16 protein-coding genes are annotated in these 18,520 nt (G+C 71.2%); 6 read left to right on the top strand and 10 right to left on the bottom strand.

Annotation, left to right across the window (positions count from 1 at the left end; all coding sequences use genetic code 11):
• Positions 1 to 30: 30 nt before the first annotated feature.
• Positions 31 to 1,044, bottom strand: coding sequence for a tryptophan--tRNA ligase (gene trpS, locus ABZ860_RS08020; protein WP_357216692.1), 1,014 nt, complete (start codon positions 1,042 to 1,044; stop codon positions 31 to 33).
• Between the two features lie 164 nt (positions 1,045 to 1,208).
• A complete protein-coding gene (locus ABZ860_RS08015) occupies positions 1,209 to 2,528 on the bottom strand; it encodes a hemolysin family protein (protein WP_357216690.1) in 1,320 nt (439 codons plus the stop codon).
• 158 nt (positions 2,529 to 2,686) lie between these two features.
• Here ABZ860_RS08015 and galE point away from each other — a divergent pair, with 158 nt between their 5' ends.
• Positions 2,687 to 3,640, top strand: coding sequence for a UDP-glucose 4-epimerase GalE (gene galE, locus ABZ860_RS08010; protein WP_357216688.1), 954 nt, complete (start codon positions 2,687 to 2,689; stop codon positions 3,638 to 3,640).
• A gap of 84 nt (positions 3,641 to 3,724) precedes the next feature.
• On the opposite strand, the gene ABZ860_RS08005 is transcribed toward galE, so the two are convergent.
• On the bottom strand, positions 3,725 to 4,489 hold the full coding sequence (locus ABZ860_RS08005; RefSeq protein ID WP_357216686.1) for a CARDB domain-containing protein: 765 nt from the start codon (positions 4,487 to 4,489) through the stop codon (positions 3,725 to 3,727).
• A 228-nt stretch (positions 4,490 to 4,717) separates the two neighbouring features.
• Positions 4,718 to 6,157, bottom strand: coding sequence for an MDR family MFS transporter (locus ABZ860_RS08000; protein ID WP_357216683.1), 1,440 nt, complete (start codon positions 6,155 to 6,157; stop codon positions 4,718 to 4,720).
• 55 nt (positions 6,158 to 6,212) lie between these two features.
• On the opposite strand from ABZ860_RS08000, the gene ABZ860_RS07995 reads away from it, so the two are divergent.
• Positions 6,213 to 6,749, top strand: a complete 537-nt coding sequence (locus tag ABZ860_RS07995) for a PadR family transcriptional regulator (RefSeq protein WP_357216680.1) — start codon at positions 6,213 to 6,215, stop codon at positions 6,747 to 6,749.
• Positions 6,750 to 6,774: 25 nt separating this feature from the next.
• On the opposite strand, the gene ABZ860_RS07990 is transcribed toward ABZ860_RS07995, so the two are convergent.
• Both ABZ860_RS07990 and ABZ860_RS07985 read right to left on the bottom strand, forming a co-directional pair.
• Positions 6,775 to 8,868 (bottom strand): serine/threonine-protein kinase, encoded by a 2,094-nt coding sequence (locus ABZ860_RS07990; RefSeq protein WP_357216677.1) that lies wholly within the window; start codon positions 8,866 to 8,868, stop codon positions 6,775 to 6,777.
• A 175-nt stretch (positions 8,869 to 9,043) separates the two neighbouring features.
• Complete coding sequence (locus ABZ860_RS07985) at positions 9,044 to 9,586, bottom strand: helix-turn-helix domain-containing protein (RefSeq protein ID WP_357216674.1); 543 nt, start codon at positions 9,584 to 9,586, stop codon at positions 9,044 to 9,046.
• A 68-nt stretch (positions 9,587 to 9,654) separates the two neighbouring features.
• Here ABZ860_RS07985 and ABZ860_RS07980 point away from each other — a divergent pair, with 68 nt between their 5' ends.
• Positions 9,655 to 10,548, top strand: a complete 894-nt coding sequence (locus ABZ860_RS07980) for an alpha/beta hydrolase (protein WP_357216671.1) — start codon at positions 9,655 to 9,657, stop codon at positions 10,546 to 10,548.
• Positions 10,549 to 10,642: 94 nt separating this feature from the next.
• Here the strand turns inward: ABZ860_RS07980 and ABZ860_RS07975 are convergent, their stop codons facing one another.
• From ABZ860_RS07975 to ABZ860_RS07965, 3 genes are all read right to left on the bottom strand, one after another.
• A complete protein-coding gene (locus ABZ860_RS07975; protein WP_357035863.1) occupies positions 10,643 to 11,860 on the bottom strand; it encodes an NADP-dependent isocitrate dehydrogenase in 1,218 nt (405 codons plus the stop codon).
• Between the two features lie 107 nt (positions 11,861 to 11,967).
• A complete protein-coding gene (locus ABZ860_RS07970) occupies positions 11,968 to 12,252 on the bottom strand; it encodes a DUF3017 domain-containing protein (protein ID WP_357216668.1) in 285 nt (94 codons plus the stop codon).
• 46 nt (positions 12,253 to 12,298) lie between these two features.
• Positions 12,299 to 13,420, bottom strand: coding sequence for a citrate/2-methylcitrate synthase (locus ABZ860_RS07965; RefSeq protein ID WP_357216665.1), 1,122 nt, complete (start codon positions 13,418 to 13,420; stop codon positions 12,299 to 12,301).
• A 181-nt stretch (positions 13,421 to 13,601) separates the two neighbouring features.
• Between ABZ860_RS07965 and ABZ860_RS07960 the strand changes: the two genes are divergently transcribed.
• Together ABZ860_RS07960 and ABZ860_RS07955 are read left to right on the top strand one after the other, a co-directional pair.
• Positions 13,602 to 14,258, top strand: a complete 657-nt coding sequence (locus ABZ860_RS07960) for an FHA domain-containing protein (protein ID WP_030508446.1) — start codon at positions 13,602 to 13,604, stop codon at positions 14,256 to 14,258.
• A gap of 360 nt (positions 14,259 to 14,618) precedes the next feature.
• Complete coding sequence (locus tag ABZ860_RS07955) at positions 14,619 to 15,284, top strand: hypothetical protein (protein WP_357216662.1); 666 nt, start codon at positions 14,619 to 14,621, stop codon at positions 15,282 to 15,284.
• Here the strand turns inward: ABZ860_RS07955 and ABZ860_RS07950 are convergent.
• Positions 15,223 to 17,007, bottom strand: a complete 1,785-nt coding sequence (locus ABZ860_RS07950) for a phosphatidylglycerol lysyltransferase domain-containing protein (protein WP_357216659.1) — start codon at positions 17,005 to 17,007, stop codon at positions 15,223 to 15,225. The genes ABZ860_RS07955 and ABZ860_RS07950 overlap by 62 nt on opposite strands.
• Positions 17,008 to 17,184: 177 nt before the next feature.
• Here ABZ860_RS07950 and ABZ860_RS07945 point away from each other — a divergent pair, with 177 nt between their 5' ends.
• A complete protein-coding gene (locus ABZ860_RS07945; protein ID WP_357216658.1) occupies positions 17,185 to 18,480 on the top strand; it encodes an alpha/beta hydrolase-fold protein in 1,296 nt (431 codons plus the stop codon).
• Positions 18,481 to 18,520 lie beyond the last annotated feature (40 nt).

Genomic DNA, 18,520 nt, shown 5'->3' with positions numbered 1-18,520 from the left:
CCGGAGGGCGGGCCGCGGCTCAGGCGTGGTTCACTCGGCGTGCGGCGTGGGCAGCAGGCCGAGGCGCTCGCGGACCTGCTCCATCGTCTCGCGGGCCACCTTGCGGGCCCGGGCGGCGCCCGCGACCAGCATCCGGTCGAGCTCGGCCTCGTCGGCCAGCAGCTTCTCCGTACGCTCCCGGATCGGCGAGAACGTCTCGATGACGGCCTCGGCGACCTCCTTCTTGAAGGCGCCGTATCCCTGCCCGGCGAACCGCGTCTCCAGCTCGGGGATCGGCGTGCCGGTCAGCGCGGACAGGATCCGCAGCAGGTTGGTGACGCCCGGCTTGTTCTCCTCGTCGGCGACGACGTCGCTGCCGGTGTCGGTCACCGCGCGCATGATCTTCTTGCGCAGGACGTTCGGCTCCTCCAGCACGTCGAGGATGCCCTGGGGGCTCGACGACGACTTGGACATCTTGGCGGTCGGGTCCTGGAGGTCGGTGATCTTCTCGACCTCCTTGAGGATGTACGGGCTCGGCACCTTGAACGTCTGGCCGTAGCGGCTGTTGAAGCGCTGCGCGAGGTCGCGGCTGAGCTCCAGGTGCTGCTTCTGGTCCACCCCGACCGGCACCTGGTCGGCCTGGTAGATCAGGATGTCGGCCGCCTGGAGGATCGGGTAGGTGAACAGGCCCACGCTGGCCGAGCTCTCGCCGTACCGCGCGGACTTGTCCTTGAACTGGGTCATCCGCCCGGCCTCGCCCATGCCGGTCTGGCAGATGAGATACCAGGCGAGCTCGCTGTGCTCGCGGACGTGGCTCTGCGCGAAGACCGCGGCGCGCTCCGGGTCGAGCCCCGCGCCGAACAGCTGGGCGGCGGCGATCCTGGTGCGCCGGCGCAGTTCCTCGGGCTTGGGCGCGACGGTCAGCGCGTGCAGGTCGGCGATGAAGAAGAAGGCCTCATGGGTGTCCTGCAGTGCCACGTACTGACGGATCGCGCCGAGATAGTTGCCCAGGTGGAACGAGTCGGCGGTGGGCTGGATACCGGACAGGACGCGAGCAAGAGCCATACGGCAATTCTGTCAGGAGTCGCGGGCTGCCCGCGACAGACGCGGCCGGGGCCACGGGCCCCGTCCCCGCCGGGGACGCCTCTCCTGGGCGGCGGCCGGGAGAACACTCGACCGACCCCCGCACACGCCGCCGCTCGACCGGTCGCCGCTCAGCCGCCCGCCGCTCAGCCGGTCGCCGCGGGCGCCGCGTCTTCTGGGGGATTGCGGGTGACGCGGACGCGGGAGACGCGGCGGCCGTCCATCTCCGTCACCGTCAGCTTCACGCCCGGCGCCTCGGCGACCTCGCCGCGCTGGGGCAGGTGACCGAGGAAGGCCATGACGTATCCGCCCAGGGTCTCGTACGGCCCGCTGGGCAGCCGCACGCCCGTCTGCGTGTGGAACTCGTCCAGGTTGACCAGCCCCTCGACCTCCACGTCTCCCGCGATCACGCGTACGGCGTCGCCGCTCTCGTCGTACTCGTCGCGGATGTCGCCCACGAGCTCCTCGACCAGGTCCTCCAGCGTCACGATGCCGTCGGTGCCGCCGTACTCGTCCACCACGATGGCGAGGTGGTGGCCCTCGTCGCGCATCTCGGCGAGCGTGGCGAGGACCCGCTTGCTCGCCGGCACGAGCTTGACCGGGCGGATCGGCACGACCTCGCTGATCGGCTCAAGCCGCCCGGTGCGCACCGGGTCGAGCAGGTCCCGCACGTGGACGAACCCGATGACGTCGTCGTAGGTGTCGCGGTAGACGGGGAACCGGGAGTGCGGCATGGCCGCGGCGAGCACGGCGGCCTCGGCGAGCGGGGTGTCCGCCGCCATGAACTCGACCTCCGTGCGGGGCAGCATGACCTCCCTGAGCTGCCGCTTGCCCGCCGCGAACACCTCGGCGATCACGTCGCGCTCGTCCTGGGTGAGGTCCGTGTGGCCCACCACCATGTCGCGCAGTTCCTCGGTGGTCATGGCCGCCCTGTCGGCGGACGGGTTGCCGCCGAGCAGCCGTACGACGCCGTTGGTCGACTTGGACAGCAGCCAGATCACCGGCCTCGACAGCGTCGCGATCCGGTCGAGCAGCGGGGCGGTCACGAGCGACAGGCTCTCCGCCCGCTGCCGGCCGAGCCGCTTGGGCGCCAGCTCGCCGAGCACCAGGGTCACGTACGAGATGGCCAGCGTGACGGCCACGAACGCGACGGGCGCGGCCACGCTCGGCCGCAGGCCCCAGTGCTCCAGGACCGGAGCGAACCGGGGGCCGAGCGCGTCGGCGCCCAGCGCGGCCGACAGCACGGTCGCCACGGTCACCCCGACCTGGATGGCCGACAGGAAGCGGTTGGGGTCGCGGGCGAGCTTCTGCACCCGCGCGCCGCGGCGTCCCTCGTCGCGGCTCAGGCGGCGGATCTGGCTCTCCCGCAGCGAGACCATCGCCATCTCGGCCGCGGCGAAGAATCCGCCGATCAGGATGAATATCAGGACCAGGGCGATGGTCACCGCGACGTTGCTCAACGTCATCAGTCCGTTCGGGTGTCAGGCAGGCCAGGCCGGTCGTCGCAATCTCCTGCGACTTGCTGAGATTGCGGTACTGGTGGCATTTAACCCGCTCCTCATGGGAAGCGCGTAAGCTAGGCCCTGGACGTACATAATCCAACACTTCCGAACAGGAGCAAACAGTGAAGCTGCTGGTTACTGGTGGAGCCGGGTACATCGGCAGCGTCGTGGCGGCGCAACTCGTGGAGGAGGGGCACGAGGTCACGGTGCTCGACGACCTGTCGACCGGGCACGCCGACGCCGTGCCGCCCGGAGCCTCGTTCGTGCAGGCCTCGATCGCCGATGCGGGCGGCGTGCTGTCCGAAGGGTTCGACGCCGTGCTCCACTTCGCGGCCAAGTCGCTGGTGGGCGAGTCGGTCGAGAAGCCGGGGCTCTACTGGTCGCACAACCTCGGCGGCACCCTCGCGCTGCTCGACGCCATGCGGCAGGCCGGGGTGAACCGGATTGTCTTCTCCTCCACCGCCGCCACCTACGGCGAGCCGGAGCACACGCCCATCCTGGAGACCGACCCGACCCGTCCGGGCAACCCCTACGGCGCGTCCAAGCTCGCCGTGGACACCGCGCTCACCGCCTTCGCCGGGCTGTACGGCCTCGGCGCGGTCAGCCTGCGCTACTTCAACGTGGCCGGGGCGTACGGCGAGTTCCGCGAGCGGCACACGGTCGAGACCCATCTGATCCCCAACATCCTGAAGGTGGCCCTGGGCGAGCGCGAGTCGGTCAGCGTCTTCGGCACCGACTACCCCACGCCGGACGGCACCTGCGTCCGCGACTACGTCCATGTCGCCGACCTCGCCCGCGCGCACCTGCTCGCCCTGGACGCCTGCACGCCCGGCGAGCACCGGATCTACAACCTCGGCAGCGGCACGGGCTTCTCGGTCAAGGAGGTCGTGGACGTCTGCCGCGAGGTGACCGGCCACCCCATCCCGACCACCGTCGCGCCGCGCCGTCCCGGCGATCCGGCCGTCCTTGTGGCGTCGTCGGAGAAGATCCAGCGCGAGCTGGGCTGGAAGCCGGCCCACACGACGCTGCGGGACATGGTCGCCGACGCCTGGACCGCCTCCACAAAACCTGCCTGAACCCCGGAGCCCGCCTGAACCCCGAAGCCCGATTCCCGCCTGACCGTGCCCGCCTCGGCCCCGCCTCGGTCCCCGCTTCGCCGGTCAGGCGCGGCGCAGGCCGACCCGTACGCTCGCCTTGTTGTTGGCCGGGCGGCGGTCGCCGTAGCGGCGCGAGTAGACGGTGGCCATCGTCGCCACGGCGTGCGAGGCCCGCGACGGCACCCGGAACACGAGTTCGAGCAGCCCGCGCGACCCCGACCTGATCGGCGGCAGCGAGCACCCCACGAACTGGCGGTTCCCCCGGCAGCGCCCGCCCCTGGCGGACAGCAGCCGGGCCTCGCGCGGCTGGAAGAACACGTAGGCGTCCCGCACGACGCGCGGCCCCCGGTTGCGCACCTCCGCGCGTACGGAGAACCAGTGGCCCGGGCGGATGAACCGGGTCGAGGAGCGGAACCGCATCGCCAGGTCGGCCCCCTCGTCGACCCTGGTCACCGCCTCGGCCGTGTTGTCGGTCTCGTCCTGGTCGAGCACCTCGGAGGTCAGGTCGGCCCGCGCCCGCAGCGGGCCGTGCGCGCCGGGCGCGATCACCCCCGTGATCGTCATGTCACCCGAGCCGCCGGGCAGGACGTCGTCGGACGAGTGGCAGACGACCCGGTTGCGCGCCCGGCCGGGCTCGCACTCCGCCACACCCACGTTGACGATCTGGAAGTCCTTCGGCAGAGCGACCCGCAGCGTCGGCAGCACGGCGTCCCCCGGGCCCTTGTTGTGCACGGTGACGTGGTAGGTCAGCGGCTGACCCGGCTGCGCCACCTTCGGCGAGGCGGTGATGCCGACCGAGAGGTCGGCCGTGCCCCATTGATTCTTCAACGGCTCTTTCACCGGCGCCGGCCGGGGCGCCTCCCCCGAGAAGGCGAGCGCCGGTTGCGGCGCTCCGGCGACGAACACACAGACCAAACCCGTGACGACCCTACGACCCACTGCCGCTCCCCCGAACGCTTGAGATCAATTCAACCGTGCCGGACGGGCCCCGCGCACCGTCCGACACGCCGCTCAGCGCGCCGCCGAAGTGCCGTCTCACACCGTCTCACGCCCGTCTCACGCCGCGGCGAGGTCCTGCTGCGGTGCGGGCCTGCCGAGCCGCGCACCGCCCTGGAGATCGACATTGGGCAGCAGGGCGAGAGCAAGGAGGGCGACGACCGCGCCCACGACGCCCAGCCAGGGGATGACGGTCGCGGTCGCGGCGGCGTGGGCCGCGGGCAGGCCGTGCACGGGCGCCTCCCGCGTCACCACCGACGTGTACGCCGTGCCCGCGACGGCCAGCGCGACCGAGCCGCCGATCTGCCGGAAGAACGTCAGGTTCGCGCTGGCCGTGCCGATGAACCGGGGCGGGACGGCCGTCTGGATCGCCACGGTGAGGCCGGACAGCATGGGCCCCATGCCGAGCCCGATCAGCGCCATCCAGGCGACGAGCAGCGGGGTCGAGGTGCCGACCTCGAGGTTCGCGCACAGCGCCGTGCCCGCGACGAGGAAGACCGGCGCGATCACCAGCCACGGCTTGTAGCGGCGCGTGCGCGAGATGAGGGCGCCGGTGAGCGCGCTGCCCACGACCATCGCCAGCATCAGCGGGTAGATGTGCAGCCCGGAGGAGGTCGCGCTCAGGCCGTGCGCCTCCTGGAAGTAGCGCGGCAGGAAGACCACCCCGGCGTACATGCAGAACGCCGTGAAGAACGACGCGACGTTGACCAGTGAGTACGTGCCGTTGGCGAACAGGTGAAGCGGCACGATCGGCTCCGCGGCCCGCCGCTCGACGAGGACGAACACCACGAGCAGCGCGAGCGCCGCGCCGATCGGCCCGGCGACCGGCCCGCTCGTCCAGGTGTGGCCGTCGATCCCCTTCTCGGTCAGGCCGACGAGCAGGGCGCTGACGGCGGCGCCGAAGACGGCGATGCCCAGGTAGTCGGGCCGCGCCCCGCCGTGCCCCGGCCGGTACGGCAGCCGCCACACGATGATGGCCACGAGGACGGCGCCGATCGGGACGTTCACGTAGAAGGCCCAGCGCCAGCTCGCGTGGTCGGTGAACAGGCCGCCGAGGAACGGCCCGGCGATGTAGCTCAGCGCCATGACGCCGCCGAGGGCGCCCTGCACCCGCCCGCTGCGCTCCGGCGGGAACAGGTCGATCACCAGTGCCAGCGACAGCGGCAGCAGCGCGCCCGCGCCGAGCCCCTGCAGGCCGCGGAAGGCGATCAGCTGCCCCATGCTCTGCGCCGCCCCGGACAGGATCGAGCCGAGCAGGAACAGGACCACCCCGACCAGCAGCAGCGGCTTTCGCCCGTACGCGTCGGAGAGCCGGCCGTAGAGCGGGACCGTGACGGTCGAGGTGAGGAGGTAGGCGGTCACCACCCAGGTGTAGAGGCCGGTGCCGCCCAGCTCGGTGGTGATCCTCGGCAGCGCGGTGCCGACGATCGTCTGGTCGAGCATCGCCAGGAACATGCCGCCGAGCACGGCGAACAGCAGGAGTCCGTTTCTGGATCGCATGTGTCGAAGGTGACATGTAAGAGCTGACATGTCAATCCATAGGTATAGTGAGGGCATGTCCCTGCGCATCGCTCTTCTCGGTCTGCTGACGGCCTACGGCTCGGCGAGCGGCTACGACCTGACGAAGGCGTTCGAGAAGTCGGTGGCCCATGTATGGCAGGCGGGCCACAGCCAGATCTATCCCGAGCTGGCGAAGATGACCGCCGACGGCCTGGTGACGGTGGAGGCGGAGGGCGCGCGCGGGCGCAAGATCTACTCGCTCACTTCCGAGGGTCGCGCGGAGCTGCGCGCCTGGCTGGTCGGGCACGACCCCACGGGTCCTGCGCGCAGCGAGGTCGCGCTGCAGGCGTTCCTGCTCCCGCTGCTCGACACCGGCGAGGCGCTGGAGGTGCTCGAGCGGCTGAAGGTGCATGTGGAACGCAAGCTGGCCGAGCTGGAGGCCCTCTGGGCGGCCAAACACGCCTCCCCCGTCCCGGAGGGGACGTCCGGGGTCAAGTTCGGCAACTTCGCCCTGGACCTCGGCATCCGGCAGACCCGCACCACGCTGCAGTGGGCGAACGACGCCATCGCCCGGCTCGAACGCCCGGCCTGACCGGCGGCCCGGGGACGGGCAGGGCTCAGCGGCAGGCGAATCTGGGCGGCGCGTCCCGCTCGGGATCGAAGTCGACGTTGCCGAAGTGCTTGCGCAGCAGGTCACGCATCGTGCCGTCGTCGTACATGCGGCTGATCGCGTCCTCCACGGCCCGGCAGGTGCGCACGTCCTTCCTGGGCAGGCCGACGGCGTAGCGCTGGTCGGTCAGCCGCAGGCCGAGCACCGACAGCTTGAGGCTCGCCACCCGGTCGGCGAACCCGGCGATGATGAGGTCGTCCCCCGGCACGGCGTCGACCTTGCCGTATGTCAGCAGATCCATGCACTGGGCGTAGTTGCCCGCCCGGACCTGCTCGACGTCCACCTTGCCCGCGACGAGCCGGGCGGTGGTACTGCCGGCGGGCGCGCACATCCGGCGCCCGGCCAGATCCTCCAGCTTCTTGATCCGCGAACCGGCGAGCACGAGCAGGTCGGCGTGGGCCGTGTAGTACGGCCCGGCGAAGGTGACCGCGTCGTCGCGGTTGTCGTCGTAGGAGTAGGTCGCCACGACCATGTCCACCGTGTGGTCGGTCAGCGCGCGCACCCGGTCGTTGACGCCGATCCTGCGGAAGGTGATCCCGCTCGCGGGGACATCGAGGCTCCTGGCGATGGACGTCGCGACGTCCACGTCGAACCCGCTGAACCCGCTCGCCTGCTCCAGGCCGACCCCGGGCACGTCCCACCGCACGCCGATCGTCAGCCGCTTGGTCCGCCGCGCCTTCTCGTACACGGAGGCGTACGTCGGGCTCGGCCGCGAGGAGCGCGGCGAGACGACGGCGTCGCCGGTGCCGCTCTCCTCGGGCGCGCCGCCGAACGCGAAGCCGGTCTTGGCGGCGACGAGCGCGCCCCCGGCGGCCACGACGGCGAGCACGGCCACGAGCGCGCCGACGAGCCCCCTCCGGCGGCGCCGTGCCCGTCCGGTCGCGTCCGGCTCGATCTCGCCCGGCGCGATCGCGCCCGGCCCCGTCCCGGGCGGCTCCATCCCGGCCCGTGCGGGCCCCGCCACAGCGGAACCCCCCGCACCGGCCCGTACGGCGCCGTGACCGCCGGGGCCCGCACCCTCGCGCGTGACGCCGCCGGACGCGCCACCGGACGCGCCACCGGACCTGTGGTCGGTGGGGCCCGAGGAGGACAGGGCCGGTCGGGTGCCCGCGCCCGTCGCCAGGGCGCGGCCCGGACCCGTGCGCGCGAGGCGCGTGGCGTCCGGGTCGGCCGCGTGCGCGGCCCCCTCGGACAGCACGACCGCCGACGCGTCGCCCGACACCGCGCGGCCCAGCAGGCGCATCAGGATCTGGTCGGCCGTCGGCCGCTCGTCCGGCGACTTGCGCAGGCACGCCCGGACCACCCCGCCGAGCGGCTCGGGCAGCATCCCGGTGTCGATGTCGTGGTTGAGGATGCGGTTGAGCACGACCGCGATCGAGTTGCCTCCGAACACGACGTCGCCGGTCGCGGCGTACGCGATCGTGGAGGCCCAGGAGAACACGTCGGCCGGGGGCCCGACCTTGCCGCCGGAGATCTGCTCGGGCGCCATGTAGGCGGGCGTGCCGATCGCCCGGCTCGTGATCGTGGCGGTCGAGTCGAGGATGCGGGCGATGCCGAAGTCCACCACCCGGGGGCCGTCCACGGCCAGCAGCACGTTGTCGGGCTTGAAGTCGCGGTGGACGATGCCCGCCTGGTGGATCGCGGTGAGCGCGGTGGCCGTGCCGACGGCGAGCCGCTCCAGGCCCGAGCCGGTCAGCGGCCCGCTCTCCTCGACGGCCTCGCGCAGCGACCGCCCGTCGATGAACTCGCTTGCGATGTACGGCGTGTCGCCCTCCAGGTCGGCCGCCAGGACCCGGGCGGTGCAGAAGCTCGCCACGCGCTGAGCGGCGCGCAGCTCCCGCGCGAAGCGGGACCTGGCGGTCGCGTCGCCGGAGAACTTGACGTGCAGCAGCTTGACCGCGGCCCGCTCGCCGGCCTGGTCCTGGCCGAAGTAGACCACGCCCTGCCCGCCCTCGCCGAGACGGCCGGACAGCACGAAGGGACCGAGCCTGGTCGGATCCCCCGGTTGCAACGGCGCGATCTGCGGCATCCCGTTCCCCACGATTCGGCAAAGTACCGGCCAGCAGAACTTTACGGCCCCGATGCGACGGTTCCGCGGCTCGATACCGCGCCGTGACGTCAGGAAACCGTGACAAAGCAGCGAGCGGTCCCTACCCCGGGGTGACGGGAAAGGGGCCGCCCGGAACCATCCCGGGGACGCTCGGGGCGTCAGGGCCTCATGCGTCGCCTTCTCCGATGGCTCCGCCGGTGGGGAACAGGATCGGGCTCAGCAGGTATGGTCGCCGGCCGGCCGCCGGCCCGTTGCCCCGATGAGCCGTCATGACGGCCTGCACCTGCCTGATCAGGTCCGCGAGCTCGTCGGGTGTCAGCCAGTAGGTGGACTGGGTGTACCCCACCGAGTCGGCGAACGGGTCCGCTCCCTCCCGGTCCAGGTAGGCGTTGAACTCACTGAGCAGCACCCCCAGCCCCGTCGCGAACGCCGCGCGGTGGTCCTCCAGCGACATCGACGCGGCCATGTCGCGGTCGATCACCGTCCGAGCTCGTTGCAGCCGGTAGGTGCGCTCCACCGCGCCGTGCACCCGCTGCTCGCCGACCACTTCGAGCACGCCCGCCTCGGCCAGCAGCCCGACATGCCGGTACACGCTGGTCCTCGGCACATCGGCGAGGTCCGCGCACAGGTCACCGACCGTACGCGCGCGACCGCCCGACATGGCGTGCACGATCCGCAGGCGCACCGGGTGCAGAAGGAGGGTCAACATGTCCATATCGCTACGATCCCATCCTTGGTACCATTCCCAAAATTGGAATCGCAGGAGGGACACCGGCCATGAAGCCACCCCTGGGCGAGTACCACGACGTCAACGGCCGCACGCTGCTGCTGCATCGAGAAGGGGGCGGCGGCCCCGCCGTGGTGTTCCTCCCCGGAGCCGGTGCGGTCGGCATGGACTACTGGGACGCTCAGCGACGCGCCGCCGCCTTCACCACGAGCGTCCTCTACGACCGTGCCGGGACCGGCTGGAGCGAGAGCATCGACCTGCCCCGCTCGTCCACCGAGGTCACCGACGAACTCCGCGCCCTCCTGCGCACCGCGGGGATTCCCGGCCCGTACGTGCTGGCCGGGCACTCGCTGGGCGGCCTGTACGCCCGCCACCACGCGATCCGCTTTCCCGGCGAGGTCGCCGGGCTTGTCCTGATGGAACCGGCCCACGAGGACTATCGCGCCTATATGCCGCGCGAACTGGCCGAACGATGGGACGCCTGGGATCCCGCCGGAGCCCTTCCCGACGAGTTGCCCCGGGAGATCCTGGAGTTCTACCGCGTCCTGTTCGAACAGGAGATGGCCGGCTGGCCCGCCGGCCTGCGCGAGCCGCTCGTCGACAGCCACGTGAGCCCTGAATGGCTGCTCACGGGCATCCGGGAGGCCGCAAACGTCAACGCCGTCTACGACGAGGTCCGGGCCGCGGGCCCGCTGCCCGACGTACCGGTGATCATCTTGACCGCGCCGGCCGTCGACCCGTTCAAGCGGGCGGTGTCGGCGGGCGCTTCCGAGGAACTGCTCCGGGCGGAGAGCGACGGCAAGACGCGCCTCTACAACGAGTTCGCCGCCTCCATGCCACGCGGCGAGAACCGCGTCGTGGAGGACGCGGGACACGTCACGCTGCCGTTCCGCCGCCCCGACGCGGTGGTGCTGGCGATCCGCGACGTTCTCGCACGCACGTGATGCGGCCCAGGGAGACGAACGGCACAGGGAGACGAACGGGCCTCTGCCTGACGGTGGAACCGCAGGCAGGGGCCCGTTTCCGTGACAGCTTTCGTTACAGCGCCATCTTCTTCTTGAGGTTCTCGTCGAGCGCCGCGAGGAAGTCCTGCGTGGTCAGCCACTCGGCGTCGCCGCCGACCAGGAGCGCGAGGTCCTTGGTCATCTGGCCGCCCTCGACGGTCTCGACGCAGACCTGCTCCAGCTTCTCGGCGAAGTCGATGACCTCGGGCTGGTTGTCGAGCTTGCCGCGGTGCTGCAGGCCGCGGGTCCACGCGAAGATCGAGGCGATCGGGTTGGTGGAGGTCGGCTTGCCCTGCTGGTGCTGCCGGTAGTGGCGGGTCACCGTGCCGTGCGCCGCCTCGGCCTCGACGGTGCGGCCGTCGGGGGTCATGAGCACGCTGGTCATGAGACCGAGCGAGCCGAAGCCCTGCGCCACCGTGTCCGACTGGACGTCGCCGTCGTAGTTCTTGCAGGCCCAGACGTACCCGCCCTCCCACTTCAGGGAGGCGGCCACCATGTCGTCGATCAGGCGGTGCTCGTAGGTGATCCCGGCGGCCTCGAAGTCGGCCTTGAACTCGGTCTCGTAGACCTCGGCGAAGATGTCCTTGAACCGGCCGTCGTACGCCTTGAGGATGGTGTTCTTGGTCGACAGGTAGACCGGGTAGCCGCGGTTGAGGCCGTACCGCATGGAGGCGCGGGCGAAGTCGCGGATCGACTCGTCCAGGTTGTACATCGCCAGGGCGACGCCGGCGCCGGGGAAGTCGAAGACGTTGAGCTCGATCGGCTCGCTGCCGTCCTTCGGCGTGAACGTCAGCGTCAGCGTGCCCTCGCCCGGAATCTTCAGGTCGGTGGCGCGGTACTGGTCGCCGAAGGCGTGACGGCCGACGACGATCGGCTTGGTCCAGCCGGGGACGAGCCGCGGGATGTTCGACATGATGATCGGCTCACGGAAGATGACACCGCCGAGGATGTTGCGGATCGTCCCGTTCGGGGACTTCCACATCTTCTTCAGGCCGAACTCCTCGACGCGGGCCTCGTCCGGCGTGATCGTCGCGCACTTCACGCCCACGCCGTACTGCTTGATGGCGTTGGCCGCGTCGATCGTGACCTGGTCGTCGGTGGCGTCGCGGTGCTCAATGCCGAGGTCGTAGTACTTCAGGTCGACGTCGAGGTAGGGAAGGATCAGCTGGTCCTTGATGAACTGCCAGATGATCCGGGTCATCTCGTCGCCGTCGAGCTCGACGACCGGGCCCGCTACCTTGATCTTGGGCATGCGTGGGGTTCCCCTTCTGATTTAACTGGCCAGCACGTCCTTTTTGAGGCTCACTGGCCGTTGAGGCTATCGGACGGCTGTGGTAGATCCGCGACGAGGTCGTGTCCCTACGAGTCGTGCAGCCGCAGCAGCATGAGCAGCGAGCCGATGACGAGCGCCGCGCCGAACGCCGCCAGCGTGAGCGCGTCCATCCGCTTGCTGCGCACCGCGAGCGCGCCGGCCCGCCGTTCCGAGACCGTCACCCGGACCAGGGATCCGGCGAGAAAGCCGCTTCCCATGATCGCACCGCCCGCGGGCACCGGCGCACCCAGGCCGATCACGCACAACCCGGCGGCCGCACCCGCCACCACCAGCAGGTACGGCCCCCAGGCCGTGCTCTCGCTCGTTCTCACATCTCTCCCATGCCTGCCACTGCGGACCTCGGCGCGTTCCTCGCTGTCACCGCTCGTCGATGGGCACCCACTTCTGGTCGCGCTCGCCGATGTACTCGCTGTCCGGCCGGATCAGCCGGTTGTCGGCGTGCTGCTCGATCACGTGGGCGGTCCACCCGGACATCCGGCTGACCGAGAACACGGGTGTGAACAGGTCCGTCGGGATGCCGAGGTAGTGGTAGACGGTCGCCGCGTAGAAGTCGACGTTCGGGTACAGGTGCTTGTCCGCGAAGACGACCTCCTCCATCTCCCGAGACATCCGGAAGTAGGTGTCGTCGCCCGAGGCCTCGGCCAGCTCCTGCGACATCCGCCGCAGGTGCGTCGCCCGGGGGTCCTCGGTCTTGTAGACGCGGTGCCCGAATCCCATGATCTTCTCGCCCGCCGCCAGCTTGTCCCGTACGGCCTGCGCGACGCCGCGCGGGTCCAGCGCTTCCAGCGTACGCATGACCTGCTCGTTCGCCCCACCGTGGAGGGGGCCCTTGAGCGTGCCGATGGCGGCGACGATCGCCGAGTGCATGTCGGACAGCGTCGCGGCGCACACGCGGGCGGCGAACGTGGACGCGTTCATCGTGTGGTCGGCGTGCAGCACCAGGCAGGTGTCGAAGATCTCGACCTCGCGCCGCTCGGGACGGCGGCCGGTGATCTGCAGCAGGAAGTTCGCGGCGGTGCTCAGCTCGGGATCGGGCGCGGGGATGTCCGCGCCCGTCCTGGCCGCGTGGTAGCGGGCGACGAGGACCGGCTGCTGCGCCGTGAGCCTGGCGGCCTTGGCGCGGTTGGCCTCGGCGGCGTTGGAGTCCTTGTCCGGGTCGTCGGCCCCGGCCAGCGAGACCAGGGTGCGCAGCGCCTCCATGGGCGCCTGCTTCCCGGCGATCTCGGAGATGTTGCTCTCGACGAGCGCGCCCAGGGTGCGGCCTTCGGTCAGCTCCGCGCCGTAGTCCGCGAGCTGCCGGCGGGTCGGCAGCGTGCCGCGCTGGAGCAGGTGGGCCACCTCTTCGAAGGTGGCGTGGCCGGCCAGGTCGTGGATGTCGTATCCCCGGTAGAACAGACGGCCGGCCTTGCCGTCGATGTCGCTGAGCGCTGTGGACGCGGCGACGACATCGGCGAGGCCTTTGGTGGGCTTGTCCGCCATAAGTGTTTCCTCCGCTTATCTCCGCCCGAAGTCTACCCGTGAGCAGGTAAAGCGCCCCTCAAAGGTCCAGACCAATTTCAGGATTGATTCTGCTCGTGGCAAAGGCGATTCCCCTCCGCCACGGGTGGGTAAGCCGCAGCTATAGGGAAAGTAACGGCGGGCTACCTGGGGAGGAACTGCCGTGGAGGGGCCGTTCATACGGATCGAGGACAGCGGCGAGGTGGTGCCGCTGCGCCCCGACGTCACCACGATCGGCCGCGGCCGAGGCGTGGACATCCGGCTGACGGATCCGAGCGTGTCACGGCTGCACGCCGAATTCGTCCGTCGCGGGCCCTACCTGTACGTCGTGGACCTGGGCCTGTCCCGCAACGGCACGCGGGTGAACGGCAGGCCGATCGCCAGGAGGGTCCTGGACGACGGCGACGTCGTCTCCTTCGGGGCCGCCCGGGCCCGGGTCGGCGGGATCCCGCGGGAGGACCTCGCCCCCGAGGTCGAGCTGCGCCGCGCCGCCGCGCCGGAACTCACCCGCCGGGAGGTCGACGTCCTCACCTCGCTGTGCCGTCCCGCGCTCTCCGACGAGGCGTTCGTGGCGCCCGCGACGGCCCGGGAGATCGCCGACGACCTGGTGGTGACCGAGGCGGCGGTCAAGCAGCATCTGCTGCGGCTTTACCAGAAGTTCCGCATCCCGGAGGGCACCAACCGGCGCACCCGGCTCGCCAACGAGGTGGTCGCCCTGGGCCTGGTGCGGCCCACGCCGGTCGTGCCGCCACAGCGGGCGACCGGACCGGCCGAGCCGGAACCGCAGCCCCGCACCAGCGCGGGCCGCCGGGCGTCCTGAACCAGCGGCACACCGGCCGCCGGGGGGCGGATGCCGTCCACCCCCGGCGGCAAGTGGAGCGTTCCGAAAGCCCGTAGCCGACGCACGGCCGCGGGTCCGTCTCGGCGGCGGCCGGCGAGACGACGCAGCCGCGGGGCACCGCCCCGCTCTCACGGTCGTTCCACGCCACGGCCATTCGCCAGTAGCCGTTGAGCTGGAGCAGAAGAGAACCTGCTCCTTTCCGCAGTGGTGTGACGATATGGATGCCTGTAGAGACGTTCAGGTCATCCGAAGTGAGATCGGTACATCACAAAAGTGCCGAACAAAACACGCGAGAGCCACGTCGAACGGGACGTCGACCGATCGGCAAGGGAGCGTGCGATGCGCGGGGTTCTGACATTCGTGGCGGCGATGACGGTGACGGCTACCGCGATCGGCGCGGGGCCGGCGACGGCGGCTCAGACGGCTCAGGCCACCGGACCGGGTGCGGGCCAGGCGTCGGCGACGGCTCCGGCCAGGCTGCCCAAGGGGTTCCTGCTGGACGAGGCCAAGGTGGACGGGCCGCGCAGGCCGTGGGAGCACCTGAAGCTCACCGACAGCCTGAACAAGCCCCTTGAGGTGAACCCGTGCGGCCGCAGGACCGCCCGCGACGGCCGCAGCGCGAGCCGTACGTTCACCTATGTGGCGGAGACCGTCTATCGGAGCGAGCAGGTCGTGCTCTACCCGTCGGAGCGGGCGGCGAAGGCGGCGATGGAGTCGGTACGCGCCGACCTGGCCGAGTGCGGCACGGGGGGCCGCGGCCCGAACCGTTACTCGTACAGGTGGAAGAGCACCGCCATCGGCGACGAGGCTCTCAGGATCGGCGGCTTCTTCTTCGAGAACCGCTCCCGCACCGTCGTCGTCCGCAAGGGGAGCGCGCTAGCGGTCTACGTCAGGACCGGCCTGGTGACCAAGAGCCTTCCGGCCTCCCAGTTCCGCCCGCTGATCAAGGACGCCCGGACGATGGCCGCCAAGCTCTGCGACCTCCCCGGCGTGTGCCGCCGGTGACCGCGCCGGGGGCGGCCTGCGGACGGCGCCGCCGTTGGAGCAGGCCGCTCCTCCAGCCCAGGCCCGGCAGCGTGAGGAACGCCTCCGCCTGGAGCGCGGAGACACCGATACGCGGGAGATCGCGGGCGGTCGGGTAGACCAGGAACCTCGGCTCCCACAGCGGCCTGAACTTGGCGTTGAAGCGGTACAACGACTCGATCTGGAACCAGCGGGACAGGAAGACGAGGACGGCGCGCCACGCGCGCAGCACGGGTCCCGCCCCCAGCCGTTCGCCCCGCGCCAGCGCGGAGCGGAACATCGCGAAGTTCAGCGACACCCTGGTCACGCCGAAGTCCGGCGCGGCCTGCAGGGCCCGGACGATCAGCAGTTCGTTGAGCCCGGGGTCGGCCTCGCGGTCGCGCCGCATGAGGTCGAGGGAGATGCCGTCGGCTCCCCAGGGCACGAAATGCAGGACGGCCCGGATATCCCCGCCCGGCGTCTCCTCGCCCTCGTGCATGGCCCGGTGGGCCGTGACCACCAGGCAGCCGGCGTCGGCGGGGTCGCCGAACCGGCCGAGCGCCATCGAGAAGCCCCGCTCGGTCTCCGTGCCTCTCCAGAAGTCGGCCGCGTTGCGGATGCGTTCGCGCTCCGCCTCGCTCAGGTCCCCCGCCCGCCGTACCCGGCAGGTGTAGCCGAGCCGCTCCACCCGCTTGACCATCTGGCGCACGTTGCGCATGGCCCGGCCTTCCAGCGTGAAGCCGGCCACCTCCACGACGGCCTCGTCCCCGATCTCCAGTGCGTCGAGACCGCCTTCCCTGGTCCACACCTCGCCGCCGGTCTCGCCGCACCCGATGACGGCCGGGACCCACGCGTGCCGCCTGGCCTCCTCCAGGAACCGCCTGATCGCTCCGGGCCACGCCTCCGGATCGCCGATGGGGTCGCCGCTGGCCAGCATCACCCCGGCGACGACCCGGTAGGCCACGGCGGCCTTGCCGCTGGGCGAGAAGATCACGCTCTTGTCCCGGCGGAGCGCGAAGTATCCGAGCGAGTCCTGCCGGCCGTACCGGTCGAGCAGGGCCCGCAGACGCCGCTCGTCGTCCTCGGTGAGCGCCGCGACCGGCCGTTCCGGGCGGAGGGCCAGGTAGATCGTGGTGACGGCGGTGAGCGCGCCGAGCCCGGCGAGCGAGAAGTAGACCAGGTCGCCGGTGCGCTCGGACGTGAACCCGACCGGCCCCTCCAGGCCGACCAGGCCGAGCACGACGTGCCGCATCTGGTCGCCGAAACCGGGGTGGCCCGCGACCGTCCGGTGGTGCGCGGCGACGAGGATCCACCCGATCAGGACGTCGAACGCGCCGAGCACCAGCAGGTTCCACAGCGCCCGCCAGCGCGAGCGCGGATCGGACAGGGCGTAGAACTCCCGTTTGTTGACCACCAGCACCACGCACAGGAGCAGCGACACCGACGCGGCGACCGGGTGCCGGTGCAGCCCCTCGAGCACGGTTCCCACCGGCAGCAGCACCACGACCGCGCGCCAGGCCCGCGCCTTACGCCGTTTGAGCGCGTGGGCAAGCATGATCAGCAGAATTCCGACCAGCAACGACGCCGTCTCGGCGAGCGTGGTGACGCTGCCCGGCAGGACGCTCGCGATCTCGCTGATCCTGCTTCCGCGCAGGCGCGGGAACACGGCTTTGACGATGTCCAGGATGCCGATGAACAGCGCGGCGTACGCTGCCGCTGCGGGCACCCATGGACGCGCGATCCCGCCGCTGCGGGAAATGTGGGTCCGACGGCTCACGGGACGAGACCTTAAGTGGTGATATCCGCTCCGGGGGCGAGGAATTCGATCCTTAACCACTCCCTTACGCCCCGCGAGTACCTTTGCATGAACCGGCACCACGGGGGACTTTAGGAGAGGCCGGATTTGGAGCTCACAACGGCGCACGTGCAGGTCCTGTTCGTCGCGCTCGCCGTCGGCGGGCTGGTCGCGACCGTCTGGCTGTGGCCCCGGCTGAGCGGGCCGTCCTGGCGCTCCATCGCCGCGCGCGTGGGTGTGCTGGTCGCGGACCAGACCCTGCTGCTGCTCGCGATCGCCGTCGTCGTCAACGCGTACTTCGGGTTCTTCGGCTCGTGGGGCGACCTGCTGGGCACGAACGCGGCCGACACGCCGGCGATCACGGCGGGCTCGGCGGGTGCGGCGGCCGGCGGAGCGGGCCTCGTCAGGGTCCTCGGCAGCAGGCCGGTGCAGGTCACCAGGCCGAAGGCCGGCCTGCCCGCGGGGCGGCTGGAGCAGGTGACGATCGCCGGGGCGAGGACCGGGCTGAGCTCGTCGGCGTACGTGTACCTGCCGCCGCAGTATTTCGAGGCGAAGTTCGCCGGCCGGCGCTTCCCCGTGATCCTCGGGCTGACCGGCTATCCGGGCGACGCGGAGAATCTGGTCACCCGGCTCGACATGCCCGCCCTCACGGCGACCTCGATCCTCACCCACGAGATCGGCCCGACCGTCCTGGTGCTCATGCGCCCCACGGTCGCGCCGCCCCGGGACACCGAGTGCGTGGACGTGCCGGGTGGGCCGCAGGTCGAGACGTACTTCACCTCGGACGTGCCGCGGGCGGTGGCCGCGGCGTTCCGCGTCGGCACCGGAGCCGCCAACTGGGGCGTCCTCGGCGAATCGACCGGGGGCTACTGCGCGCTCAAGCTGACCATGCGGCACCCCGAGGCGTTCTCCGCCGCGGTGTCCCTGTCCGGGTATTTCCACGCCCTGACGGACGTGACGACGGGCAACCTGTTCGGCGGGAACCGGCGGCTCCAGGACGAGAACGACCTGATGTGGCGGCTGGCCAACCTGCCGGCCCCACCCGTGTCCGTCCTGGTGGCGAGCAGCCGTGAGGGCGAGTCCGACTACCGGGCGACGACGGACTTCCTGGCGGCGGTGAAGGCGCCCATGCGGGCGTCCTCGCTGATCCTGCCGAGTGGGGGCCACAACTTCGCCACCTGGAACAGGGAGCTTCCCCAGGCGCTGCCCTGGCTCGCCCAGCAGTTGCACGCGCCCGCGCAGACGCCCACGCCCACGCCGACGCGGCCCGCGAGCGAACAAGGAACCAAGCGCCTCGCCCGCGAATCGCTCCGGCGCCCTCGCTCAGGCCGTCACTCCCCCGCCCGCAAGGTCGCCAAGGCGGCGGGGAAGAAGAAAGGCCGCAGGCCGGCGGGGAGGACGTGAGAGCGCCGCGCCGCGGAAAGGGGACGCCGGGGTGACCCCG

Source organism: Microbispora sp. NPDC046973 (assembly GCF_040644495.1).
GTDB lineage: Bacteria > Actinomycetota > Actinomycetes > Streptosporangiales > Streptosporangiaceae > Microbispora.
Note: the sequence above shows the minus strand (reverse complement) of the source record. Positions and strands in the feature narration are given on the sequence as shown.